This window comes from Kribbella sp. CA-294648 (assembly GCF_050943845.1).
Classification (GTDB): domain Bacteria; phylum Actinomycetota; class Actinomycetes; order Propionibacteriales; family Kribbellaceae; genus Kribbella.
In genome coordinates, this window is the sequence record NZ_CP191981.1 from 2,679,541 (window position 1) to 2,703,456 (window position 23,916).

Sequence of the window (23,916 nt, forward strand, 5' to 3'; positions counted from 1 at the left end):
CATCTGTTCCACTCAAAACCCTAGAGCTCGAGCGGCCCCAGCGACGCCCCGCTCACGAACCGCGCCACCCGATCGGGCAACGTGTCGAGCTCGAGAACGACCAGTTCGTTGTTCCCAGCCCGTACTGCGGGTCCGGGAACGAACAGCGTCTCCTGCGGCCCTCGTCGCCAGTACCGGCCGAGGCAGAACCCGTTCACCCAGGCGATTCCCTTGCCCCAGGCATTGGTCCTGAGGAAGAGATCACGCGCCTCGCCCAGCTCGAAGACCGCCCGCCAGGCAGTCGGGCCGGGGGACGGATCCGCCGCACCCGTGATCGACGACCACAGCGAGGGGATGCCGTCGAGGTCGATCGCACAAGTGGCCCACCGGGTGATCGGCGCCGAGTCGAGCAGCGCGGGACCGACGATGCCCTTGGTCTCGCCGATTCGGGGACCGTAGTTGACCCCGCCCTGGTCCTCCACCACCAGATCGAGCTTCCCCCGGGCGCGGGGCAGCAGGATCGCGCGGTCGTGGTTCTCCCGCTCGAGCGTGCCGAGCGGATGACCGTCCAGGTAGAGCTGCGCGCGGTCGCGGATCTCACCGATCTCCAGCAACGCCGGCCGGTCGATGTCGACCGCCGTCCGGTAGATCGCGAGTCGCGTCCCCAGCTCGTCCAGCGTCGGCAGCGACTCGTGCTCCACCCACGGTCCCCGATCCAGCAGGGAGATCGGTTCGCCGAGCGTCACCTCGAACTCCGGCGACGGTTCCGCAGCAGGCACCTCATCGGCCGGCACAGGTGCGTACCGAGCGATCACCTCACGGAACGCGTGGTACTTCGCCGTCGGGTTGCCCGCCTCGTCCAACGGCGCGTCGTAGTCGTACGACGTGATGGTCGGCCGGTACACGCCCTTGTCGTTGGCCCCGTTGGTCAGACCGAAGTTCGTGCCGCCGTGGAACATGTACACGTTGACCGACGCACCCGCCGCCAGCAACGCGTCCAGCTCCGCGGCCGCCTCTTCGACCGAGGTCGTGTGGTGCGGACCGCCCCAGTGGTCGAACCACCCGTCCCAGAACTCCATACACATCAGGGGTCCGGTCGGCTGGTGCGCCCGCAACGTCTGGAGCCGCTCTGCACTGCGCGAGCCGAACGACGCGGTGCGCAGTACGCCGCTGAGTCCGCCGGCGGCCTGCATCTCGTCGACCGGCTGGTCCACGGTCACCAGCGGCACCGTGATCCCGGCCTGGCCGATCATGTCGGCGACGGCCTTCAGATAGACCTGGTCGTCACCGAACGCGCCGTACTCGTTCTCCACCTGGACGAGCACGACCGGCCCGCCCTCGTGGATCTGCAGCGGCCGGACGATGCGCAGTACCTGCTCCAGGTACTCCGAGACCGCGGCCAGGTACTGCTTCTCGTTCCGGCGGACCCCCACGCCTGGCTCCCGGAAGAGCCAGGCGGGCAGGCCGCCGTTGTCCCACTCCGCGCAGATGTACGGGCCGGGACGCACGATCGCGTACATCCCGGCGTCGGCCACCAGTCGCAGGAACCGGTCGAGATCGAGCATGCCCGCGGTGTCGAAGACGCCACGCCGAGGGCTGTGGGCGTTCCACGGGACGTAGGTCTCGATGGTGTTGAGCCCCATCAGGCGGGCCTTCTCGATCCGGTCCGCCCAGGAGTCTGGGTGCACCCGGAAGTAGTGCAGCGCACCGGACAGGATCCGGAACGGGGCACCGTCGAGGAGGAAATCGGACTCACCGATCGTGAAGTCGGACATGCGTCCCTTTCTCTGTAGACACCACCCCACCGCCCCGGTCCGGGGCGGTGGGCCAGGTCAGCCGTTGACCTGGAAACCCTGCTGGTTGCCGTAGGCCACCAGTGCGTCCTGCCAGGCCTTGAGTCCCGGGTTCAGGTCGGTCTTGGCCTGGTAGGCCTTGCCGACGGTGTCGCCGTAGACGCTGTTCGCGTACAGCTGGAACGGCAGGTAGCTCCAGTCCTTGACCACGCTGTTGGCCGCGCCGGTGAGCACCTGGTTGATCTGCTGACCACCGAAGTACGCGCTCTTCTTGTCGACGAAGGCCGGGTCCTTGAGGTCGTTGACCGTGGAGGGGAAGCCGCCACTGGCCAGGAACGGCTTGACGCCGCCATCGTGGTTCAGCCACTTGACGAAGGCGGCCGCCAGCGCCGGGTTGGCGCTCTGCTTCAGCACCGACTGGGTGCTGCCGCCGTTCTCCGCGGTCGCGGGCTGTCCGTCGTACGTCGGCATCGGGGCGACCGCCCACTTGCCGGCGCCGGCCTTGACCGACGACTCCAGGACGCCGGGCATCCAGGCGCCGATCGGCAGGGTCGCGATGGTGCCGTCGCCGAGGGCCTTGAACCACTCGTCGGACCAGCCCGGGATGCTCGAGACCAGACCGCCGGTGACGAGCTGGTTCCAGACGCCGGTCCACTTCTGCGTCCCGGCGTCGGCCAGGTCGATGGTGACGTTCTTGCCGTCGGTCTTGAACGGCTTGCCGCCCGCCTGCCAGATCATGCTGGTGGTGAAGCCGGCGTCACCGACGTCGTTGGTGATGAACTTCTTCGGGTCCGCGGCGTGCAGCTTCTTGCCGGTCGCGATGTACTCGTCCCAGGTCTTCGGCACGGTCAGGCCGTACTTGGTGAAGACCTCCTTGTTGTAGAACAGCGCCATCGGGCCCGAGTCCTGCGGCAGGCCGTAGAGACCCTCGCCGGCGTGCACGGCCGTCCAGGTCGACGGCGTGTACGCCGAGGACAGGCTGTCGAAGCCGTACTGACGCAGGTCGACCAGCGAACCCGGCAGGGCGAACTGCGGCAGCGCCTGGTACTCGATCTGCGCGACGTCCGGTGCGCCTGAGCCGGCCTTGATGACGTTCTGCAGCTTGGTGTAGTGGTCGTTGCCGGTACCGGCGTTGACGTAGTTCACCTTGACGTTCGGGTACTCCGCCTGGAACGCCTTCACCTGGGCCTCGGCCGAAGGGGTCCAGCTCCAGTAGGTGATGGTGCCGCCCTTCGCGAGGGCCTCCTTCACCGCGTCCGGGGAGGCCTGCGGCTGGTCGCCGCCCGCGGTGTCCGAACCGCCGCCACAGGCGGCAAGCACGAGTGACGCGGCGGCGACGGTGGCGATGGCGCCGGCGAGTTGCCGGAAGCCGCGCCGATTACTGCTCTTCATGATGGATCCCTTCACTGTTCCCACTGCTGGTTGCTTTGGCCGTTGCAGGCCGAGACGATGACCGGGCTTCCGTTCGCGGTGCCGGAAGCTTCGAGGCAGAGACCTGGTCGGCCGATGCTGGAGATGGACAGATCCGGGTTGTGTTCCCAGGTCTGGTCGGACCCGCCGGTGCAGCCGGTGATGATGGCCGGGCTTCCCGCGGTCGATCCGTTCGGGGTCAGGCACTTGGTGCCGTAGATGGTGATCTGCTTGTCCGCCGTGGGGTGCCACGCCTGGTTGCCGCCGCCGTTGCAGTCCCACAGGTCAAGAGCGGTGCCGTCGGTGGTCGAGAACCCCGGTACGTCGAGGCAGCGGCCGCTCGCGACGCCGCGCAGCTGCTCACCGGGCGGTGCCGGCGGAAGGTCGTTGACCGGCTCGGTCTTGAGCAGGCCCCAGCCCCAGTGCAGCTGCGCCAGACCGCTTGCGCTGTTCACCGTGAGGTCCGAGGTGCCGACCAGCGTGGTCAGGGAGTACGAGTCGCCGGTGCGCAGACCGGGCCAGTAGACGACACCCATGCCCTGCTCGCGGGCGACCTGGGTGAGCGCTCCGAAGTACGCGGTGGAGACGTTGCCCTCGTGGTTGCCGTAGTTCAGCCCGATGGTCATGGGCGAGCCGGCCTCGTCGATGATCGTGCGCCAGCCGTACTCGCCGATCCGCGGCCTGAGGTTGTCCAGCCACTCCTGCTCGGTGGTGGCGTCGTCCCAGAAGCCGTAGAAGTGCAGGGAGAGCAGCGTGCCCTTCAGCGCGGCAGCCGCGCCGACGCCGGTCACGTTGTCGTTGTAGCCGGTCCCGGAGATGACCACCCGGCCGCGCGGAACGTACTTGTGCTTGGCCAGCCAGGACGACGTGAGCGACACCCACTCGTCGAGCGAGTACCCGAACGGCTCGTTCATCGGCTCGAAGTACACCCGCGGGTTCTTCCCGTACGCCGCGACGACGGTGCTCCACATCGCGTCGTACGCGGCCGGGTTGTCGACCCGGCCGTCCTTGGCGTCGTTGGCCTCCCAGTAGCTGAGGATCACCTTGAAGCCCTGGCCGGTGGCGGCGTCGATCGCGCCGCGGTAGGACTTCCACCAGTCGGTCCCGACGCTGGACGGGTTGATCGGCAGCCGGATCGTGTTCGCCTTCAGCTCCTTGCGGAACTCGCCGACGATGCCGGTGGCCTTGCGGTAGGTGGCGGCGTAGCCGTCAGCGGTGCTCAGGCCGGAGGGGACGACCTCGTCCGAGGCGTAGTTGTCGCGCGGGTCGGCCCAGTTCACGCCGCGGAACTCGCGGGTGCTGGCCGGTCCGTTGGTGGCCGAAGCGGTGGCGTCGGTGGTGGCGGTAGTGGTGGCGGTGGCGGGGGGCGCGATGGCCGGGGCGGCGACGAGCGTGCTGGTCACCAGGACCAGTGCGGCCGCGGCGCTCCGCCAGACTGCAGTTCTCATCAGATTCCTTTCACTGTTTGACGCTGCCGGCACTCAGACCGGACTGCCAGAACCGCTGGAGCAGGAGGAAGGCGACGACGAGCGGCACGATGGTCAGCACCGAGCCGGTGATCACCAGGTTGTAGATCGGCCGGGCGCCCACTCCGGTGGCCTGGTTGCTCCACTGGGTCAGCCCGACGGTGAGCGGGTAGAGGGTCGGCTTGCTGAGCATGATCAGCGGCAGGAAGTAGTTGTTCCAGGTGGAGACCACCGCGAACAGCAGCACCGTGACGATGCCGGGGGCAAGCAACCGCAGGGCGACGGTGAAGAAGATCCGGATCTCGCCGGCCCCGTCGATCCGGGCCGCCTCGAGCAGTTCGTGCGGTACGGCGTCGGTGGCATAGACCCACATCAGGTAGAGCCCGAACGGGCTGACCAGCGACGGGATGATGATCGCCCAGACGGTGTTCGTCAGCCCGAGGTTGGAGAACATCAGGAAGGTCGGCACGGCCAGCGCGGTACCGGGCACGGCGACCGCTCCCAGCAGGACCGCGAAGACGGCCCGCCGGCCCTTGAACTTGTACTTCGCCAGCCCGTACCCCGCCGCGGTCGCGAGCAGGGTGGCCCCGCCCGCGCCGACCACGACGTACAGGAGGGTGTTGCCGAGCCAGCGCACGAAGATGCCGTCGTTGTAGGTCAGCGTGTCCCGGATGTTGGCGAACAACGCGAACTGCTTGCCGAACCACAAGCCGGAGGTGGCCTGCAGGTCGTTCTGGGTCTTGGTTGCGCTGATCAACAACCAGAGCAGCGGGACCAGCGTGTAGACGAGGTAGAGCCCCATCAGTCCGGTCAGCAGCGGCGAACGCTTCGGCCGCAGCGGCGAGGTCGTGGTCACAGTGCCTCCCGGGAACCGCGCAGCTGGACGACGTAGGCGATGATCGCGGTGAGCAGACCCATCACGATCGCGACCGTCGCGGAGTAGTTGAACTGCTGGCCGGCGAACGACAGGTTGTAGGCGTACATGTTCGGCGTGTAGTACGTGGTGATCACGTTCGGCGCCAGCACCCGCAGGATGTTCGGCTCGTTGAAGAGCTGGAAGCTGCCGATGATCGAGAAGATGGTGGCGATCACGATGGCGCCGCGCAGCGCCGGCAGCTTGACCGCCCGGATGGTCCGGAACGTGCCGGCCCCGTCGATCGCGGCCGCCTCGTACAGATCCTCGGGGATCGTGCGCAGGGCCGAGTAGAAGATCAGCATGTTGTAGCCCACGAACTCCCAGGTGACGATGTTCGCGATCGAGGGCAGCATCCAGGACTTGCTCAGCGGCTGGATCGAGCTGCCGAGCAGATCGTTGAGATCGGCGGCCAGGCCGAAGTTGTTGCCGTAGATGAAGCCCCACATCAGCACCGCGACCACCCCCGGTACGGCGTACGGGAGGAAGATCACGATCCGGAAGAAGCTGGCGCCGTGCAGCCGGGCGCTGTCGATCGCGAGCGCGGCGAGCAGGGCCAGGATCAGCATCACCGGCACCTGGACGACCAGGAAGGCCAGCACCCGCAGGAACGACTCCCAGAACTTGGCGTCCTGGATCACCGCGGCGTAGTTGTCCAGCCCGACGAACACGGTGCCGCCGAAGAACGCCTGGTCGCGGAACAGGCTCAGATAGATCGCGTACCCGATCGGGGCCAGGAACGTGAGCGCGAAAACGGCGAGGAACGGTCCGACGAAGACCCATCCCCTGGTATCTCGGTGCATCTGCCTGCGGCCTCCGATGTTTACGTCAACATTTCTGTCCGGAAAGGTACTGTGTTGACGTCAACATGTCTATAGTTCGGCGAGAGCCCGAAGGAGCTGCCGATGACAGTGGACGACATTCCGGTACGCCGCCGGCGTGGACCGTCGATGGCCGACGTGGCCCGGCTGGCCGGTGTTTCGGGTCAAACGGTGTCGCGGGTCGCGAACGGCAGGCACAACGTCGACGCGGCCACCCGGGACCGGGTGCTGGCCGCCATGCGCGAGGTCGGCTACCGGCCGAACGGCGCGGCGCGGGCGCTGCGCAACGGGCGGTTCCGCAGTATCGGCGTGATCGTGTTCGAGCTGTCCAGCTTCGGCAACACCCGCACCCTCGACGCCGTGGCCACCGCGGCCACCGCCAGCGGGTACGCCGTCCACCTGATGCCGGTGCTCGACGCCACCCAGGCGGCCCTGACCGGTGCCTTCGACCGGCTCGGCGAGCAGGCCGTCGACGGGGTGATCATCCTGATCGAGGCGCACCAGCTCGACGAGGCGGAGGTGATGCTGCCCGACGGGTTGCCGGTCGTCGTGGTGGACTCCGACGCGGAGTTCGACTATCCGGTCGTGGACACCGACCAGGCTCAGGGTGCCCGCATCGCCACCGAGCATCTGCTGGATCTCGGGCACAAGACGGTCTGGCATCTGGGTGGTCCGGCCACCTCGGTCGCGGCCTCGCGGCGGTTGGCGTCCTGGCGCAAGACTTTGCAGGATCGGGGTTGCCCGGTGCCTCCGGTGCTGACCGGCGACTGGTCGACGGAGTCGGGGTACGACGCGGGGCGTGAGCTTGCCGCGAACCCCGAGGTCACCGCGGTTTTTGTCGCCAACGACCAGATGGCGCTCGGTCTGCTGCATGCCCTGCACGAGCACGGCCGAGAGGTGCCCGGTGACATCAGCGTCGTCGGCTTCGACGACAAGGAGGAGGCGGCGCACTTCTGGCCGCCGCTGACGACGGTCCGGCAGTTCTTCTCCGAGGTCGGCCGCCGGAGCGTCGATGCGCTGATCAGCCAGATCCAGGCCGGCGAACACCACCACCAGCCGGTCTCGGTGGACACCAAGCTGATCGTCCGAGCCAGCAGCGGGCCGCCTCGCCAGTGACCCTCAGTGGCAGGCTGAGCTGAGTAGACAGTGTCTACCTTGAGGATGTAGACACTGTCTACGTGACGGTGGTGGGGATTCTGACGGCGGCCGCGCTCTGCCATGCGGCCTGGAACCTGTTGATGAAGAAGTCCGGGCAGCAGGGCCCGCAGTTCGTCTGGCTCTGCACGGCGATCGGCGCGCCGGCTTCGCTGGGCCTGCTGATCTGGTCCGCCCTGCAGGGCGAGCTGGCGAAGTCGTGGCCGGCCGGTCTGGTGAGCATGGTCCTGCATACGGTCTACGCAGTCGTCCTGCAGTGGGCCTACGGCAGCGGTGCCTTCTCGGTCGTGTATTCCGTCAGTCGCGGGATGACGCCGGTCCTCGTCACCCTCGCCGCGATTCCCTGGATCGGCGCACCGTCCCTGAAAATCTGGTGCGGAGTAGTCGCCGTACTGGCCGGTGTGCTCGTGATGGACCGGGTCGCACCGGGCCGGGGGAGCGGGAGGGGAATGGCGGTCGCGGCCTGCAGTTGTGCCTACACCCTTTGGGACAGCTACGCGATCGCCTCGCTGGGCGTCAGCGTGCTGCCCTATCTCGCGGTCGCCAGTGTCGGCCAGTTGCTGGTGCTGAGCCTGCTGGTGAAACCGCGTCGCGGCAGTCTCGAGAACTGGCGCCAGGCGCTCCCGATCGCAGTCCTGACGCCGGCCAGCTACGGCCTGGTCCTGGTGGCGATGTCGCTGTCACCAGTCACCACGATCGCGGCCGGCCGCACGATGAATGTTGCTGTCGGCAACCTGATGGCGATCGTGGTGCTGCGGGAAAGACTCACGATCGCCACCGTGGCCGGCCTCGCCGCCGTGCTGGCCGGAATCGTCCTGGTGTCGACCTAGTGCACGAGAAGCTGGTCGAGGGCCGCCCGCATCAGGCCGGCGGTCTCGCTCGGCGTCTTGCCGACCTTCACCCCGACCGCTTCGAGCGCCTCCTGCTTGGCGGCCGCAGTACCGGATGAACCGGACACGATCGCGCCCGCATGGCCCATCGTCTTGCCCTCCGGCGCGGTGAAGCCGGCCACGTAACCGACCACCGGCTTGGTCACGTACTCCTTGACGAAGGTCGCCGCGCGTTCCTCGGCGTCGCCGCCGATCTCGCCGATCATCACGATCGCCTCGGTCTCGGGATCGTCCTGGAAGGCCCGCAGGGCGTCGATGTGGGTCGTTCCGATGATCGGGTCGCCGCCGATCCCGATCGCCGTGGTGAAGCCGTACTCGCGCAGTTCGTACATCATCTGGTAGGTCAGCGTGCCCGACTTCGACACCAGTCCGATCCGCCCGGGTCCGGCGATGTCGGCCGGGATGATGCCGGCGTTCGCCTTGCCGGGGCTGATCAGGCCTGGGGAGTTGGGGCCGATGATGCGGGTGCCGGCCGCCTGCGCGTGGGCGAAGAACGCGGCCGTGTCATGCACGGGTACGCCTTCGGTGATCACCACCACCAGGCCGATCCCGGCGTCGACGGCCTCGATCACCGCTCCCTTGGTGAACCTCGGCGGCACGAAGACGATCGACACATCCGCACCGGTCGACTTCACCGCGTCGGCGCAGGATCCGTATACCGGGATCGAGCGCTTGGCGAAGTCGACCGACTGGCCGCCCTTGCCCGGCGTCACGCCGCCGACAATATTGGTGCCTGCGGCAAGCATCCGGGAGGTGTGCTTCTGTCCCTCGGCACCGGTCATGCCCTGGACCACGACCCTGCTCTGCTCAGTCAGGAAGATAGCCATGTCTGTCTCCTCAAAGGCCTGAAGCGGCCAGCTCGGCGGCGCGATCGGCGGCGCCGTCCATGGTGTCGACCACTGTCACCAGCGGGTGGTTCGCCTTCGCGAGGATCCGCCGGCCCTCCTCCACGTTGTTGCCGTCCAGCCGGACCACCAGCGGCTTGTCCGCCTCGGCGCCGAGCAGCTCGAGTGCCTGCACGATCCCGTTGGAGACGGCGTCGCAGGCGGTGATGCCGCCGAACACGTTGACGAAGACGCTGCGCACCTGCGGGTCTCCGAGGATGATGCTCAGCCCGTTCCGCATCACCTCGGCCGAAGCGCCACCCCCGATGTCCAGGAAGTTGGCCGGCTTCACCCCGCCGTGCGCCTGTCCGGCGTACGCGACGACGTCGAGGGTGGACATGACGAGTCCCGCGCCGTTGCCGATGATGCCCACGGAACCGTCGAGCTTGACGTAGTTCAGCCCTTTCTCCTGGGCCGCTGCCTCCAGCGGATCCGCGGCCGCCTTGTCGTCGAAGGCCGCATGATCGGGATGCCGGTACGCCGCGTTCTCGTCCAGCGTCACCTTCCCGTCGAGCGCCTCCAGCGATCCGTCGGCCAGCTTCACCAACGGATTCACCTCGACCAGCGACGCGTCCTCCGCGATGAACACCTCCCACAACGCCTGTACTACGGACGCCGCCTCGGCGGGAAAGCCCGCGGCGCTGACGATCTCCACTGCCTTCGCCGCGTCCACCCCGATGGCTGGGTCGATCGAGATCTTGGCGATCGCATCCGGGTTGCTGTGCGCGACCTCCTCGATCTCCACGCCACCCTCGGTGCTCGCGATGCACAGGTAGTTGCGGTTGGCCCGGTCGACCAGGAAGGAGAAGTAGTACTCCTCGGCGATGTCCGCGGCCGGCGCGAGCAGGACCCGGCGGACGGTATGCCCCTTGATGTCCATGCCGAGGATGTCGCGGGCCCGCTCGGTCGCCTCGGCCGGCGTTGCGGCGAGCTTGACGCCACCCGCCTTGCCGCGGCCGCCGGCCTTCACCTGCGCCTTGACCACGACCCGGCCGCCCAGCTCCTCGGCCGCCGCAGCGGCATCGGCCGCGTCTTCGACCACCCGGCCGAGAGTCACCGGCACGTGGTGCCGCGCGAAGAGTTCCTTGGCTTGGTACTCCATCAGATCCACAGAAGTCCTCCTCGATCGGTCTGTGGCCGACTGTATGCTGTATGCACTCTGGTCACAAGACCTTCCCAACTCTGGACAACCGATAGCGGAGAGGAGTACCAAAGACCACATACGGTATGCAGTAGTCAGGGAGGCGCTGATGACAGCACGGGATGTTCGTGACGTGTACGGCCGCCAGTACCGGGTCGGTGAAGATGCCCGGGAACTCACCGGGCATCCGAGACGCTGGCAACTGTGGGCCGCCTGGGCCTGCATGGTGGCGATCAGCCCCTTGCAGTACTCCTTCGGCACGGCCGCTCTCGACCTGCAGTCTGGTCGCGGTTGGGGCACGGTCGAGACGATGTGGCTCTTGGCGATCTTCGTGGCCTGTCAGGCGTTGGTCGCGATCCCCGCGGCCTGGCTCCAGCGGGTACGCCGGGTCACGCCGACTCGCCTCGTCGTACTGGGTGGGGTGCTCGCTGCTGCCGGTCTGGCGACGTTGGCGCACGCTGCGAGCTATCCGGCTGTGGTGCTCGGGTATGCCGTGATCGGCGGCATGGGCGCGGGTCTCGTGTACGCCGCCTGCATCACGACCGCCGGCAGGTGGTTCCCTGACAACCGGGTTGCGACGATCGGATTCGTCACCGGCGGGTTCGCCGTCGGAGCCGTGCCGAGTATCGCGTTGCTGACCGTCGCCGACTATCGCTTGGTTTTCGACCTCGCGGCCGCGTTGGCGTTGCTCATCGTGCTGACAGCAGGCGGCGTCCTGAAGGATCCGCCGCGGCACTGGTGGCCCGCTGAACTCGACGCGCAAGCGTGGGCGGTCGACCGCAAACTCAACCGCAGCATCCCCAACAACATCCCCGCCGCCCGGCACTACCGCCCCGGCGAAGCGATGCGCACCGGAGCGCTCCCGCTGATGTGGTTGACTCTTGCACTCAGTACTGCGCTGTCGTTGTTCGGCATCGCCTTCGTCGTCAGCTATGCGATCCAGGCGCAGCTCGGGCTGGCCGTGGCCGGTTTCGCTGCCGGATTGCTTGCCGCGGTCAACGGTCTCGGGCGGTCCTTCGCCGGTCAGTTGTCCGATCGGTTCGGCCGTCGGCGGGTGCTGGCCGCAGTACTGATGATCGAAGGGCTGACGCATATCGGGCTCGTGCTGGCGGGCGAGGCCGGGGCGGGGTGGGCGTTCGTGCTCTTCGCGATGTTCGCCGGGCTCGGAGGTGGCGCCTTCTACGCGATCATGGCGAATCTGGTGCTCGAGTTCTTCGGCGAGAACAGCCTGCTGCAGAACCAGGCGATCCTGTACAGCGCCAAGGCGGCCGGTGGGCTGGTCGGCGTCGGTGTGACGGCCAGCCTGGTCGAAGCGATCGGCTATCGGCCGGTCTTCCTCGGTGCGGGGCTGCTCGGTCTGGTCACCGCGCTCAGTGTGCGGTTCCTCAAGCAACCCGGGCGACCGGCCCTCACGCTCCAATCGCAACTCGGCACCCCGGTCGCCGGAGTAGTACGGCCGGGGAAGTGACCTACGGCCGGGTGGCGCGGCCCGAACCGTGTGTGCTGGAAGTGGTCTCCAAGCTCGCGCGGGAGCCGTGGACGGATCGACCGAGCTGCGTTCATCCGGTCCTCGGCTCGATCGCCAGGATGGTGCACGACCACAGTACGAAGGCCGGGCGCCGGGCGCTGTTGCCTTTGGCCCCGGCCTTCCTGGGCACCGCGCGGGCCGGCTTCGAAACGTCGGCCCGGTTGGTCGCGCTCTGTATATCGACGGCTCTCACGACAGCGGGGGAGCTGACCCGCGACGAACACGCACGGTTGTCCAACGCGCAGCGAACCGCGCTCTATCTGCTGGGTAATGGGGAGTCACCAGGAGGGGCGGCGCGCTGGTGGTTGCCGCCGCTCGACCGGATCGGTCTGAGCGAACCGTTCTATCGCACCTTCGTTGCCGGCGAACACGCTGCCGAAGCCGTGGCCGTCACCGCGCGAGCGGCGGACGACGTCCAGCTTCGGCAGCTGCTCAAACAGTGTCTAGCGCTTCAGGGAGCTCGACGGCCTGGTGCGCCCAGCCCTTCGTGGTCGGCGTCGCCGGTCGCCCAGAGGCCGTGGGTGTAGTCGTCGTCAGGGATCGCCACCAACTCGTGCCGGCTCGGCGTACCGAGCTGGTCCTCCAGTCGTCGCAGGTCGGCTGAGCAACGCGCTACGTCGTCCAGCAGGCGCAGTACGTCGAGGTGCGGCCCGAGCTGGTTCCGCAACGCTGCAAGGGCTTTCTCGAGGTTCTGTACCGCGCGGCGGGTCTGATCGAGTTCGTCGTGGATCGTCATGACAACTCCCTGCTGAGCTCTGGACAACGGGATCGACGGTGCGATATGACTACGACTACCACATACGGTATGCAATCTACAGAACGATATTCCAGGTCGGCCTTCCTCTGAGGAGATGACTGCACAGATGGCCCAAACAGTTTCCCCAGCATCAATAGACGCAGGCCAAGCGGTGTCGCAGGTGAACGAGCCTCAGCCGGGTACCGCCACGATCTCGGGCGGGCATCTGGTGGCCAAGGCGCTCAAGGCCGAGGGGATCGACGTGATCTTCACCCTCTGCGGCGGCCACATCATCGACATCTACGACGGCTGCGTCGACGAGGGCATCGCCGTCGTGGACGTCCGCCACGAGCAGGTCGCGGCCCACGCCGCCGACGGCTACGCCCGGATGACCGGCAAGCCCGGCTGCGCCGTGGTGACCGCCGGCCCCGGTACGACGGACGCCGTCACGGGCGTCGCCAACGCCTTCCGGGCCGAGAGCCCGATGCTGCTGATCGGCGGCCAGGGCGCGCTGAACCAGCACAAGATGGGGTCGCTGCAGGACCTGCCCCACGTCGACATGATGACGCCGATCACCAAGTTCGCCGCCACCGTGCCGCACACCGCACGAGTGGCCGACATGGTCTCGATGGCGTTCCGCGAGTGCTACAACGGGGCTCCGGGTCCGTCGTTCCTGGAGATCCCGCGCGACATCCTGGACAACTCGGTCCCGGTCGAATCCGCGACCATCCCGGCGGCCGGCCGGTACCGGGCCTCCACCAAGAGCATCGGCGACCCGGCCAACATCGAGGCGCTGGCCGATCTGCTGGCCCGGGCCGAGAAGCCGGTCGTGCTGCTCGGAACGCAGGTGTGGACCGCGCGGGGCAGCGACGCGGCGATCGACTTCGTCCGGAAGCTGAACATCCCGGCGTACATGAACGGTTCGGCGCGGGGCACCCTGCCGCCCGGCGACCCGCACCACTTCCACCTGTCCCGGCGGTACGGCTTCAACAACGCCGACCTGATCCTGATCGTCGGGACGCCGTTCGACTTCCGGATGGGCTACGGCCGCCGGTTGCCGAAGGGCGCGACCGTGGTCCAGATCGACATGGACTACCGGACCGTCGGCAAGAACCGCGACATCGACCTCGGCCTGGTCGGCGACCCGGGCGCCATCCTGGCCGCGGTGACCCAGGCGTCGTCGGGCCGGGTCGCGAAGGCCGGCGACCGCAAGGCGTGGTTCAGCGAGCTGCGGGCGGAGGAGGACGCGGCGTACCAGAAGCGGCTCCCGCGGCAGCTGTCGGACGCCAACCCGATCCACCCGCTGCGACTGGCGCACGAGATCAACGAGTTCCTCACCGAGGACTCGATCTACATCGGCGACGGCGGCGACATCGTCACCTTCTCCGGCGGCGTAGTACAGCCCAAGTCACCCGGCCACTGGATGGACCCGGGCCCCCTCGGCACGATCGGCGTCGGCATCCCGTTCGTGATGGCGGCCAAGTACGCCCGGCCGGACAAGGAGGTCGTCGCGCTGTTCGGTGACGGCGCGTTCTCACTGACCGGCTGGGACTTCGAGACGCTGGTCCGGTTCAAGCTGCCGTTCGTCGGTGTGGTCGGCAACAACTCGTCGATGAACCAGATCCGCTACGGCCAGGAAGCGAAGTACGGGCAGGACCGGGGCCGGATCGGCAACACGCTCGGCGACGTCAAGTACGACCAGTTCGCCAAGATGCTCGGCGGCTACGGCGAGGAGGTCCGCGATCCCAAGGACATCGGGCCGGCCATGCAGCGGGCCCGCGAGTCCGGCCTGCCGTCGCTGATCAACGTGTGGGTCGATCCGGACGCCTACGCGCCCGGAACGATGAACCAGACCATGTACAAGTAGGGGAGGACGATGATGGGCAAAGCCCTTGAAGGCGTTCGCGTACTCGACATGACGCACGTGCAGTCGGGACCGTCCTGTACCCAGATCCTCGCCTGGCTCGGCGCCGACGTGATCAAGCTCGAAGCGCCCACCGGTGACATCACCCGTCAGCAGCTGCGCGACCTCCCGGACGTCGACAGCCTCTACTTCACGATGCTCAACTGCAACAAGCGCAGCATCACGCTGAACATGAAGTCCGAGCGGGGCAAGGAGATCTTCACCGACCTGGTGAAGAACTCCGACATCCTGGTGGAGAACTTCGCACCCGGCGCGATCGACCGGATGGGCTTCACCTGGGACCGGCTGCAGCTGATCAACCCGGAGCTGATCTACGCCTCGATCAAGGGTTTCGGGCCGGGCCGGTACGAGGACTTCAAGGCCTACGAGGTGGTCGCCCAGGCGATGGGCGGCGCGATGAGCACGACCGGGTTCGAGGACGGCCCGCCGACCGCGACCGGAGCACAGATCGGTGACTCCGGCACCGGGATCCATCTGGTCGCCGGCATCCTCGCCGCGCTCTACCAGCGGACCGTCACCGGCAAGGGCCAGCGGGTCAGCGTGGCGATGCAGGAGGCCGTGCTCAACCTGACCCGGGTCAAGCTGCGCGACCAGCAGCGGTTGGCGCACGGCCCGCTGAAGGAGTACCCGAACGACAACTTCGGCGACGAGGTACCGCGGTCGGGCAACGCGTCCGGTGGCGGCCAGCCCGGCTGGGCGGTGCGGACCGCCCCCGGCGGGCCGAACGACTACATCTACGTGATCGTCCAGCCACCCGGCTGGGCCCCGATCGCCACGCTGATCGGCCGGCCCGAGCTGGCCGACGACCCGGACTGGGCCACGCCGGCCGCCAGGCTGGACAAGCTCGACAAGATGTTCGAGCTGATCGAGGCGTGGACCGAGCAGCACACCAAGTTCGAGGTGATGGAGAAGCTGAACGCGCTGAACGTGCCGTGCGGCCCGATCCTGTCCACCCGGGAACTGATCGAGGACGAGACGCTGGCCGAGCTCGGCGCCGTCGTCGAGGTGAAGCACCCGCAGCGCGGCACCTTCAAGACCGTCGGCTGCCCGATCAAGTTGTCCGACTCGCCGGTCCAGGTGGAGACCTCACCCGGACTGGGCGAACACAACTCCGCGATCTACGGCGCCCTCGGCATCGACACCGCCGAACTCGAAGAGCTCAAGGCCGCCGGCGTCATCTGAGCCACCACCCACCCCGCTTCTGAGGAGCTTCAGGCATGACATATGACAAGGCAGCTGTCCAGACCGTCCTCGATCAGGCGCTGGCGGAAGGCCGCACCTCGCTGAGCGCACCCGAGGCCAAGCGGGTCGCGGACGCCTACGGCATCCCGACCCCGGGTGAGGGGCTGGCCACGACTGCCGAGGGGGCCGCTGAGCTGGCGGCCGAGATCGGCTTCCCGGTCGTGCTGAAGATCGTCTCGCCGGACATCCTGCACAAGACCGAGGCGGGTGGCGTGGTGGTCGGGGTCGACAGCGCCGAGGCCGCGGTCTCGGCGTACGAGCGGATCGTAGCCAACGCTCACGCCTATGACGCCGATGCGGCGATCACCGGCGTGCAGGTGCAGAAGATGCTGGTCACCGGCGGTGACGTGCAGGAGGTGATCGTCGGCGCGGTCACCGACGAGACGTTCGGCAAGATCGTCGCCTTCGGTCTCGGTGGCGTCCTGGTCGAGGTGCTCAAGGACGTCACCTTCCGGCTCGCGCCGACCACCCCGGCCGAGGCGCGCTCGATGGTCGACGGGATCGGCGCGCACGAGATGCTGAACGGCGTCCGCGGTGCCAAGCCGGTCGACAAGGACGCGATCGCCGCGATCATCACCAAGCTGTCCGACCTGGTCGAGGACTTCCCGCAGTTCGCCGAGGTCGACCTCAACCCGGTGCTGGCCGGGCCGGCCGGTGCCACCGCGGTGGACTTCCGGATCATCGTGGACGCCGAGGCCGGCAAGCCGGCGGAGCGCTACAGCCAGGACGAGATCCTGACCGCGATGACCCGGATCATGAAGCCGCGCGCGGTGGCCGTGATCGGCGCCTCGAACGAGGACGGCAAGATCGGCAACTCGGTGATGAAGAACCTCGTCAACGGGGGTTACCAGGGCGACATCTACCCGGTCAATCCCAAAGGCGGCGAGGTGCTCGGGCTGAAGGCGTTCCCCTCCATCACCGACATTCCCGGTGACGTGGACGTCGCGGTGTTCGCCGTACCGGCCAAGTTCGTCGGTGGGGCGCTCGAGCAGTGCGGTCAGAAGGGTGTCGCCGGGGCGATCCTGATCCCGTCCGGGTTCGCCGAGACCGGCGAGCAGGAGCTGCAGGACGAGGTCGTCGCGATCGCCCGCAAGCACGGCGTACGGATCCTCGGCCCGAACATCTACGGCTACTACTACCTGCCGGAGAGCCTGTGCGCGACGTTCTGTACGCCGTACGACGTGAAGGGCAGTGTCGCGCTCTCGTCCCAGAGCGGCGGCATCGGGATGGCCATCCTGGGCTTCAGCCGGTCCAGCCGGATGGGCGTTTCGGCGATCGTTGGGGTAGGCAACAAGGCCGATATCGACGAGGATGACCTCCTCACGTTCTTCGAGACCGACGACAACACCAACCTGATCGCCATGCACCTGGAAGATCTCAAGGACGGCCGGGCCTTCGCCGAGACGGCCGCCCGGGTGTCGAAGAAGAAGCCGGTCGTCGTGCTCAAGGCCGGCCGGACGAGCGCGGGCGCCAAGGCGGCCAGCTCGCACACGGGCGCGCTGGCCGGCAACGACAAGGTCTACGACGACATCCTCCGGCAGAGCGGTGTGGTCCGGGCGCCGGGGCTGAACGAGATGCTCCAGTACGCCCGGGGCATCCCGTTGCTGCCGACGCCGAAGGGCGAGAACGTCGTCATCATCACCGGCGCCGGTGGCTCGGGGGTCCTGCTGTCGGACGCCTGTGTCGACAACGGGCTGCAGCTGATGACGATCCCGCCGGACCTGGACGCCGCGTTCAAGAAGTTCATCCCGCCGTTCGGGGCGGCCGGCAACCCGGTCGACATCACCGGCGGCGAGCCGCCCTCGACGTACCGGAACACGGTCGCGCTGGGTCTCCAGGACGACCGGATCCACGCGCTGATCCTGGGTTACTGGCACACGATCGTGACACCGCCGATGGTGTTCGCGAAGCTCGTCGCCGAGGTGGTCGAGGAGTACCGGGCCAAGGGCATCGACAAGCCCGTGGTCGCCTCGCTGTCCGGTGACGTCGAGGTCGAAGAAGCCAGCCAGTACCTGTTCGAACACGGCATCGTCGCCTATCCGTACACCACCGAGACACCGGTCCAGGTGCTCGGCGCCAAGTACCGCTGGGCCCGGAACGCGGGTCCGCTCGGTTCCTGATAGTTCCTGCTACGTCTCTGGAGAGCCGGTGATGCGTTTGGTCCGGGGGGAGTGCACGGGGGAGCGATAAGTCTCGTCAGCTGGCGTCGATCTAAGGAGTCCGCCTTGGACGTCACAAGCAAGACCTCAGAAGTACCCGAAGAGCCCGCGGCAGCGGCTGCTACCGAGCGGGTCTGGAAGGCCGGCCGGCTCGAACCGATGCCGATCCGGCCGCTGCCGCCGGCTCCGCCCTCCCTGCACATCCTCGGTCCGACCGTCTTCCTGGTCGCGCTGGGCGTCGGCATGGGTGAGTCCTACATGTGGCCCCGGCTCGTCCTGGTGTTCGGTCCGGATATCCGCTGGCTGTTCATGGTCGGTGTCACCCTGCAGGCGTTCGTGCTGCTGGAGATGGCGCGGTACGCGATGGCGACCGGGGAGAGCATCTTCTTCGGCGCCGCGCGGGTGTTCAAACCGTTGATGTGGTTCTTCTACGTCGCGGCGATCCTGATCTACATCTGGCCGGGGCATCTGTCGGCCGGCGCGGCCGCGTTCGAGGAAATATCCGGCATTCCCTGGCAGGTCTCGGCCTGCGTCGCCCTGGTCTTCGTCGGCGTGCTGTTCAGCCTGCTGTCGGTGATCTACAACTTCCTGGAGAAGCTGCTCGGCTTCCTGATCGGCTTCCTGGTGGTCGGTACCTCGATCATCGCGGCGATCGTCGGCAGCTGGGACGACCTGGCCCAGACCGTGTCCGGCATGTTCGCGTTCGGGTTCCTGCCGGACAAGGCGTTGTCGGACGTCTGGTTCCCGATCCTGGTCGGCTCGATCGCCTTCGCCGGCCCGTCCGGTATGCAGCAGATGTGGTACACCCTGCAGCTGCGCGACAGCGGAGCCGGCATGGGTGCGCACATCCCGAAGATCCGCGGCCTGCGGTCGTCGGCCGAGGCGGAGTCGATGCCGTCGCGGGGCTACATGTTCGACACCGAGAACCCCGAGGAGATGAAGAAGTGGAAGGGCTGGCGCAAGTGGGTCACCTTCGACGCGCTGCTGCTCTTCTGGGGAATCACGATGCTGGTCACGATCTCCTTCACCGTGCTGGCCATGTCGGCGGCCCGGGAGAATCCGGACGTGGCGAACCTGATCGAGGGCGGTGACCGGGAGGCCGCGCTGGCAGCCATGTCGGATGCCTTCGCCTCGGCCGGCAGCCCGATCCTGGGCACCATGTTCTTCGCCTTCATCGCGTTGATCGGCCTGAACGCCACGCTGGGCCTGTTCGACTCGTTCTCCCGCGGCCAGGCGGACATGACGTACTACTTCATCCCGGGCGCCAAGCGGTTCTCGATGTCGCGGCTGTACGCCGGGTTCCTCTGGGGCGTGATCACCTTCGGCATCCTGATCCTGCTGTTCGGGCCGGCCGACGGTCCGGCGGGCATCCTGGACATCCTCGCCTTCCTGTCCACGTTCGCGATGGGCGCGTACTGCATCGTGTTGCTCCTGGTGAACAACAAGCTGCTGCCCAAACCGATCCGGCCGGGACCGGTCCGCAACGTGATCATCGGCTTCGGCGCGGTGTTCTACCTGGGCATGCTGTTCTACAGCCTGGTGCGCTTCGGCGTGGTCGTGGGCTGAGATGACTACCTCAAAGGGGCGGCAGTTGGCGGAGTTCTCCTTGCCCGCTGCCGCCGTCGGAGTAGCAGCCGGTCTTGTCGCCGGTGGGTTGGCCGCGTTTGTCGGCCAGCCCATCGGCTGGGCCCTCGTCACCGGACTCGGGCTGGCTATACCGCTGATGATGTTCGGCGCCGGCTACGCCGTACTGCTTGCCCTTGGCAAGCTTCCGGCCGGGGTGTTCGCGCCGGCGGCGGTCTACTGGGTGATCGGCTTCCCGCTGGCGCTGATGGCGCACGCGGTGGTCACCGAGTGGACAGTCGCCGGTACGCCGGGCCTGCCGGCGGAACCGCTGAAGTTCCTCGCCTTCCGGGCCTTGCTCAGTATGGGATTCGCGATCGGTTTCCTGTGGATGCACGAGCAACTCGGCCGGCACTGGTGGCCGCGGATCCTCGACCACAACCTCTACGCCCGCCGGGTCGTCGAGCAGTACGTCGAACTCGCGACCTCGCTGGCCGAACGCAAAGCAGCCACCAAGCGCCACCGTCAACGCACCGCTTGACCCGTCCGCACCAGCTGACTCACCAGCCCTCGGCAAGCCCATCCCCGGCGCTCCGGCGCCCCTCACCCCCGCAACCTTTCAGGGGTTAACCCCTCAGATTGTGGGTTGCCCCCTCGGAATCACGGTGGGCAACCCACCGTTTGGGGGGTTAACCCCTGAAACGTCGTCGGGAGCCGGGAGCCGGGAGCCGGGAGCCGGGCGGGGTGGTTGGGTCAGGTGGCGGTGCGGCGGCGGCGGGGCTTTTCCGGGGCCGGCGTTTCCGCGGGCTCGGCGCCGGCCTGGAGGTCGTGGTAGGCCTTGCGGGTGTGCTCGGTGTGTTCGCGCATGATCTGCGCGGCCTTGTCCTCGTCGCCGTCGCTGATCGCCTTCACCAGCCGGGTGTGCTCGCGCCAGGAGGCGGCACCGCGAACCGGCGCGACGGGCGTGTAGTACCAGCGGACCCGACGGTCGACCTGACCGGCGAAGTCGACCAGGAACCGGTTGCCGGACATCTCGGTGATCAGGCCGTGCAGCTCGGCGTTCGTCCGGACGGCGCCGTCGATGTCGCCGGACTCCTGCAGACTCGCGCCGACCTTGCAGAGTTCCTTGAGCTTGGCCACCGCATCCTTGCTCGGGTTCCGAGCCGCCAGTCGCGCCGACTCCGACTCGAGCGCCGCGCGGGCCGCGAGAAGTTGGTCCACTTCGTCCTCGGCGGGCACGTGCACCATCGCGCCGAAGCCCGGTCGCAGGTCGACCCAGCCCTCGTTGTTGAGCCGCTGAAGGGCCTCGCGCACCGGCTGACGGGAGACGCCGAGCATGCCGGCCAGCTCCACCTCGACCAGGTGCCGGCCACGCTCCAGGGTGCCGTCGATGATCATCTCGGTCAGCGCCTCGTAGACCGACTCACGCAGCGGCGTCGGCCGCTTGACGTGCCGCACGCCGGGGGAGTCGGAGGTGGCATCCGGGCCCGCGCTGAGTGTGGTCATGAGGTCCTTCCCCGCTGGTGATGGAGAACAAGTGGCACTTGGTAGACAGTCTACCAAGTGCCGTGGCGGATCGTCCTGCTCCCGGTGCTCCGGATCCCTGCATTCTGCCCCGCGGGGAGTCCGCCGCCGCGGTGGGACGCGTGGGTCCGGAGCACCGATCGGGCCTATTGATCAGGCGGCGGTGCTCACGCGCTCGGATCGCCGGCCGCCCTCGGTCTTCGTGGTGCCGTCGTGCTGCTGGAGCTCGACGTCGCTGTCCAGCTCCTGCTGCAGCTCCGGTGCATCCGGGAACTGCGGCCGGGCCGCCAGAGCGCCGAACCTACGGGTGAAGATCATCTCTGCCTCTCCTAGGTGGGTAATACTGCCTACTGCATACATTCAACCAGGCGTACTCACCGGTTATGCCCACGTCACACGTGATCCGGGTTACGTCGTACGTGATCCCGGTTACAAGCCCTGTACCCAAGCAGGCCTTGTCTAGCGAGCGAGCTGCGAACCCATCAGATGGACGTCGAGCAACTCGTCCAGCGCGGTGTGTACGCCGGCCTGCCGGGCGACGTCGAGCAGGGCGCGAGCGAGTACGGGCTCGGGACTGCGTGCCGCGATCACCAGGCCGACGCGCGGACCGTGCGCGGGACTCTTCAACGGCACGACCTTCATCCCCGCCGGTACGCCGAACATGTGCAGCCACGCATGGGAGATGACCGTCGACCAGTGGTTGCCGCGCAGGTGGCTGTAGAGGCCCGAGACGGTGTCGCTCTCGATCGCGGGCGTGGCCGTCACGCCGTCGTCGGTGAAGTAGCCGTTCATGATCCGGCGGTTCCGCATCTGGGGTGAGAGCAGACAGAGTGGTTGCTCGGACACCTGCGCCCAAGTGGCGACGGGCAACTCCGCGAGATCGCCGTCCTCCGGCGTCAGTAGGAGATAGCGCTCCTCGTACAGAGGGGTCTTGCGGACCTGGCCGAGGGTGTCGTCGTCGAGATAGGTCATCGCGACGTCGAGCTCGAACTCCGCGAGCTTCTGGGTGATGTCGCGCGATGAGAGTGACTCGATGGTCACCCGGGCCTGGCTGTGCTTCGCGCAGAACGGTGTGGTCAGCAGCGAGACGACCGGCATGGCGGTGGGGATGGCGCCGAGCCGCAACGTGCCGGTGAGGCCGCCGCGCATCATCGAGAGCTCGTGTTTCAGGGATTGTTGCTCGGCGAGAATGCGCTGGGCCCAGAGCAGTACGCGTTCACCTTCGGGGGTGAGGCCCTCGTATCGGCGACCGCGCCGGACGATCGGGACGTCCAGCTCCTGCTCCAGCTTGCGGATCGCGGCGGACAGCGACGGCTGGGAGACGTAACAGGCATCGGCGGCGCGGGCGAAATGCCGCTCCCGGGCGAGCGAGACGAGGTACTCGAGCTGGCGCAGCAGCATGGCGATCAGCCCCGCTTCCACGAACTGCCGACGGAATACCGTTCGTCTGTATACATAATCCAACACTACGCGGCAGGGTAGGCGGCGGGAAGATGCCAGATGTGATCCAAGTCACATCTCTGGGGTGTCCATCTTGGGTGGGGTCGTTCGACGCCTGGGCATGGAGACAATCACCTCACCTGACGGAACCCGCATCGCCTACGACACCTTCGGCAGCGGCCCTGGCCTGATCCTCACCCCCGGCGCCTTCACCGACCGCTCGTACTACGTCCCGCTGGCGACCGCGTTGTCGTCGTCCTTCACCGTCATCACCTACGACCGTCGCGGCCGCGGCGACAGCACCGACAATCCGCAGTACGCGATCGAGCGGGAAGTGGAGGATCTCCAAGCGCTCCGAGAGCAGACGGGCGCTGTCTATGGGTATGCCGACTCGTCCGGCGTGATGATCCTGCTCCGCGCGGCGGCCGCCTTCGAGAAGCTGGCCGTGATGGAACCGCCGTTCCGGGTAGAGGGCGCCCCGCCGGCCCCGGACCGCTATCTCGAACGCCTGCGGGAGTTCATCGCCGCCGGCAATCCCGGTGGAGCCGCTGAGCTCTTCATGGTCGAGGCGGTCGGACAGCCCCAGGAAATGGTCGACAGCTTCAAGGGCACCCCGATGTGGAAGTCCCTCGAAGCGATGGCCCACACCCTGATCTACGACGCCCTCCAGTTGGGCGACAGCGCCGTCCCGACCGACCTCCTGTCGTCCACACCGACTCCCACCCTCGCCCTGCACAGCACCAGCAGCCCCGAGTGGCTCCAAACCGCAGTCAGAACAACCGCAGCCACCCTCCCCAACGCCAAGCTCCTGGGTCTCCCCGGCGAGTTCCACCAAGTCCCACCGGAGGTCCTGGCGCCAGCCCTCAAGACCTTCTACTTGGGTCGGCGGTCGTCGTAGGCGTCTCGGGCGGCCAGTACCTCAGGGATGTGGTCTTCGGCCCAGCGGCAGAGGGCGGTCAAAGGGCCCTCGAGGGTGTGGCCGAGCGGGGTCAGTTCGTACTCGACGCGCGGTGGGACCTCGGCGTACGTGCGTCTGGTGACCATGCCGTCGCGCTCCAGGTCGCGGAGGGTGTCGGTCAGCACCTTGCCGCTGATGCCTTCGAGGGCGGTCCGGATGTCGCCGAAGCGCATCGGGCCGCTCTCGAGCACCGCGACGATCATCGCGGTCCACTTGTTCGCGATCCGGGCCAGCGACGTCCGGGACGGGCACTGGCTGGACAGCACGTTCCAGCTCCGGCCCGACGGGGGAGCGTAAGTTTTTGGTTGCGACATCGCGGCCCGCCCATTAGTTACGTTGAAGTTAACAGTCACCAATAGTAAGTATTGGTCTCCAGAAGGGCAAACAACC

At 67.6% G+C, this 23,916-nt stretch carries 21 protein-coding genes; 9 read left to right on the forward strand and 12 right to left on the reverse strand.

Annotation, left to right across the window (positions count from 1 at the left end):
• Positions 1-20 precede the first annotated feature (20 nt).
• The 5 genes from ACQPYM_RS12970 to ACQPYM_RS12990 are packed head-to-tail and all read right to left on the reverse strand — an operon-like array spanning position 21 to position 6,364.
• Entirely contained in the window at positions 21-1,754 is a 1,734-nt protein-coding gene (locus tag ACQPYM_RS12970; RefSeq protein WP_433019857.1) for a glycoside hydrolase family 35 protein, read from the reverse strand.
• Between the two features lie 57 nt (positions 1,755-1,811).
• The gene (locus tag ACQPYM_RS12975; RefSeq protein WP_433019860.1) at positions 1,812-3,164 is read right to left on the reverse strand and encodes an ABC transporter substrate-binding protein; all 1,353 of its coding nucleotides are present in this window, start codon (positions 3,162-3,164) and stop codon (positions 1,812-1,814) included.
• Positions 3,165-3,175: 11 nt separating this feature from the next.
• A complete protein-coding gene (locus tag ACQPYM_RS12980; protein ID WP_433019863.1) occupies positions 3,176-4,630 on the reverse strand; it encodes a ricin-type beta-trefoil lectin domain protein in 1,455 nt (484 codons plus the stop codon).
• A 10-nt stretch (positions 4,631-4,640) separates the two neighbouring features.
• Positions 4,641-5,504 (reverse strand): carbohydrate ABC transporter permease, encoded by an 864-nt coding sequence (locus ACQPYM_RS12985; RefSeq protein ID WP_433019866.1) that lies wholly within the window; start codon positions 5,502-5,504, stop codon positions 4,641-4,643.
• Positions 5,501-6,364, reverse strand: coding sequence for a carbohydrate ABC transporter permease (locus tag ACQPYM_RS12990; protein ID WP_433019869.1), 864 nt, complete (start codon positions 6,362-6,364; stop codon positions 5,501-5,503). Before ACQPYM_RS12990 ends, ACQPYM_RS12985 begins: the two co-directional genes overlap by 4 nt.
• A 102-nt stretch (positions 6,365-6,466) precedes the next feature.
• On the opposite strand from ACQPYM_RS12990, the gene ACQPYM_RS12995 reads away from it, so the two are divergent.
• Both ACQPYM_RS12995 and ACQPYM_RS13000 read left to right on the forward strand, forming a co-directional pair.
• Complete coding sequence (locus ACQPYM_RS12995) at positions 6,467-7,498, forward strand: LacI family DNA-binding transcriptional regulator (RefSeq protein WP_433019872.1); 1,032 nt, start codon at positions 6,467-6,469, stop codon at positions 7,496-7,498.
• A gap of 62 nt (positions 7,499-7,560) precedes the next feature.
• Positions 7,561-8,367 (forward strand): hypothetical protein, encoded by an 807-nt coding sequence (locus tag ACQPYM_RS13000; protein ID WP_433019875.1) that lies wholly within the window; start codon positions 7,561-7,563, stop codon positions 8,365-8,367.
• Here ACQPYM_RS13000 and sucD read toward each other — a convergent pair.
• Both sucD and sucC read right to left on the reverse strand, forming a co-directional pair.
• Positions 8,364-9,254 carry a succinate--CoA ligase subunit alpha gene (gene sucD, locus ACQPYM_RS13005; RefSeq protein ID WP_433019878.1) on the reverse strand — a complete coding sequence of 297 codons (891 nt, stop codon included), beginning with the start codon at positions 9,252-9,254 and terminating at the stop codon, positions 8,364-8,366. The genes ACQPYM_RS13000 and sucD overlap by 4 nt on opposite strands.
• Before the next feature lie 10 nt (positions 9,255-9,264).
• Positions 9,265-10,422 carry an ADP-forming succinate--CoA ligase subunit beta gene (gene sucC / locus ACQPYM_RS13010; RefSeq protein ID WP_433019881.1) on the reverse strand — a complete coding sequence of 386 codons (1,158 nt, stop codon included), beginning with the start codon at positions 10,420-10,422 and terminating at the stop codon, positions 9,265-9,267.
• Between the two features lie 139 nt (positions 10,423-10,561).
• Between sucC and ACQPYM_RS13015 the strand changes: the two genes are divergently transcribed.
• A complete protein-coding gene (locus ACQPYM_RS13015) occupies positions 10,562-11,920 on the forward strand; it encodes an MFS transporter (RefSeq protein WP_433019884.1) in 1,359 nt (452 codons plus the stop codon).
• Between the two features lie 511 nt (positions 11,921-12,431).
• On the opposite strand, the gene ACQPYM_RS13020 is transcribed toward ACQPYM_RS13015, so the two are convergent.
• On the reverse strand, positions 12,432-12,716 hold the full coding sequence (locus tag ACQPYM_RS13020) for a hypothetical protein (protein WP_433019887.1): 285 nt from the start codon (positions 12,714-12,716) through the stop codon (positions 12,432-12,434).
• 181 nt (positions 12,717-12,897) lie between these two features.
• Here ACQPYM_RS13020 and ACQPYM_RS13025 point away from each other — a divergent pair, with 181 nt between their 5' ends.
• The 5 genes from ACQPYM_RS13025 to ACQPYM_RS13045 all read left to right on the forward strand — a co-directional run bounded on the left by ACQPYM_RS13025 (position 12,898) and on the right by ACQPYM_RS13045 (position 20,145).
• Positions 12,898-14,583, forward strand: coding sequence for a thiamine pyrophosphate-binding protein (locus ACQPYM_RS13025; RefSeq protein ID WP_433019890.1), 1,686 nt, complete (start codon positions 12,898-12,900; stop codon positions 14,581-14,583).
• A 12-nt stretch (positions 14,584-14,595) separates the two neighbouring features.
• Entirely contained in the window at positions 14,596-15,822 is a 1,227-nt protein-coding gene (frc, locus tag ACQPYM_RS13030; protein ID WP_433019893.1) for a formyl-CoA transferase, read from the forward strand.
• 35 nt (positions 15,823-15,857) lie between these two features.
• Complete coding sequence (locus tag ACQPYM_RS13035; protein ID WP_433019896.1) at positions 15,858-18,002, forward strand: acetate--CoA ligase family protein; 2,145 nt, start codon at positions 15,858-15,860, stop codon at positions 18,000-18,002.
• Positions 18,003-18,107: 105 nt separating this feature from the next.
• The gene (locus tag ACQPYM_RS13040) at positions 18,108-19,607 is read left to right on the forward strand and encodes an Nramp family divalent metal transporter (protein WP_433019899.1); all 1,500 of its coding nucleotides are present in this window, start codon (positions 18,108-18,110) and stop codon (positions 19,605-19,607) included.
• Between the two features lies 1 nt (position 19,608).
• The gene (locus tag ACQPYM_RS13045) at positions 19,609-20,145 is read left to right on the forward strand and encodes a hypothetical protein (protein ID WP_433019902.1); all 537 of its coding nucleotides are present in this window, start codon (positions 19,609-19,611) and stop codon (positions 20,143-20,145) included.
• Positions 20,146-20,357: 212 nt separating this feature from the next.
• Here the strand turns inward: ACQPYM_RS13045 and ACQPYM_RS13050 are convergent, their stop codons facing one another.
• The 3 genes from ACQPYM_RS13050 to ACQPYM_RS13060 form a co-directional block, all read right to left on the reverse strand.
• Positions 20,358-21,110 carry a GntR family transcriptional regulator gene (locus tag ACQPYM_RS13050; protein WP_433019904.1) on the reverse strand — a complete coding sequence of 251 codons (753 nt, stop codon included), beginning with the start codon at positions 21,108-21,110 and terminating at the stop codon, positions 20,358-20,360.
• 171 nt (positions 21,111-21,281) lie between these two features.
• Complete coding sequence (locus tag ACQPYM_RS13055; protein ID WP_433019907.1) at positions 21,282-21,446, reverse strand: hypothetical protein; 165 nt, start codon at positions 21,444-21,446, stop codon at positions 21,282-21,284.
• A gap of 141 nt (positions 21,447-21,587) precedes the next feature.
• The gene (locus ACQPYM_RS13060) at positions 21,588-22,550 is read right to left on the reverse strand and encodes a LysR family transcriptional regulator (protein WP_433019910.1); all 963 of its coding nucleotides are present in this window, start codon (positions 22,548-22,550) and stop codon (positions 21,588-21,590) included.
• Positions 22,551-22,689: 139 nt separating this feature from the next.
• On the opposite strand from ACQPYM_RS13060, the gene ACQPYM_RS13065 reads away from it, so the two are divergent.
• Positions 22,690-23,466: an alpha/beta fold hydrolase gene (locus ACQPYM_RS13065; RefSeq protein WP_433019913.1), complete on the forward strand. Its 777-nt coding sequence runs from the start codon at positions 22,690-22,692 to the stop codon at positions 23,464-23,466.
• On the opposite strand, the gene ACQPYM_RS13070 is transcribed toward ACQPYM_RS13065, so the two are convergent.
• Positions 23,442-23,792, reverse strand: coding sequence for a winged helix-turn-helix transcriptional regulator (locus ACQPYM_RS13070; protein WP_433019916.1), 351 nt, complete (start codon positions 23,790-23,792; stop codon positions 23,442-23,444). The genes ACQPYM_RS13065 and ACQPYM_RS13070 overlap by 25 nt on opposite strands.
• Positions 23,793-23,916 lie beyond the last annotated feature (124 nt).

Coding starts and splice junctions, on each gene's coding strand:
- ACQPYM_RS12975 (WP_433019860.1), bottom strand. CDS start 3,164: ATGAAGAGCAGTAATCGGCGCGGCTTCCGGCAACTCGCCGGCGCCATC.
- sucD (WP_433019878.1), bottom strand. CDS start 9,254: ATGGCTATCTTCCTGACTGAGCAGAGCAGGGTCGTGGTCCAGGGCATG.
- ACQPYM_RS12990 (WP_433019869.1), bottom strand. CDS start 6,364: ATGCACCGAGATACCAGGGGATGGGTCTTCGTCGGACCGTTCCTCGCC.
- ACQPYM_RS12970 (WP_433019857.1), bottom strand. CDS start 1,754: ATGTCCGACTTCACGATCGGTGAGTCCGATTTCCTCCTCGACGGTGCC.
- ACQPYM_RS12995 (WP_433019872.1), top strand. CDS start 6,467: ATGACAGTGGACGACATTCCGGTACGCCGCCGGCGTGGACCGTCGATG.
- ACQPYM_RS13055 (WP_433019907.1), bottom strand. CDS start 21,446: ATGATCTTCACCCGTAGGTTCGGCGCTCTGGCGGCCCGGCCGCAGTTC.
- ACQPYM_RS13045 (WP_433019902.1), top strand. CDS start 19,609: ATGACTACCTCAAAGGGGCGGCAGTTGGCGGAGTTCTCCTTGCCCGCT.
- frc (WP_433019893.1), top strand. CDS start 14,596: ATGGGCAAAGCCCTTGAAGGCGTTCGCGTACTCGACATGACGCACGTG.
- ACQPYM_RS13020 (WP_433019887.1), bottom strand. CDS start 12,716: ATGACGATCCACGACGAACTCGATCAGACCCGCCGCGCGGTACAGAAC.
- ACQPYM_RS13035 (WP_433019896.1), top strand. CDS start 15,858: ATGACATATGACAAGGCAGCTGTCCAGACCGTCCTCGATCAGGCGCTG.
- ACQPYM_RS13050 (WP_433019904.1), bottom strand. CDS start 21,110: ATGACCACACTCAGCGCGGGCCCGGATGCCACCTCCGACTCCCCCGGC.
- ACQPYM_RS12980 (WP_433019863.1), bottom strand. CDS start 4,630: ATGAGAACTGCAGTCTGGCGGAGCGCCGCGGCCGCACTGGTCCTGGTG.
- ACQPYM_RS13015 (WP_433019884.1), top strand. CDS start 10,562: ATGACAGCACGGGATGTTCGTGACGTGTACGGCCGCCAGTACCGGGTC.
- ACQPYM_RS13065 (WP_433019913.1), top strand. CDS start 22,690: ATGGAGACAATCACCTCACCTGACGGAACCCGCATCGCCTACGACACC.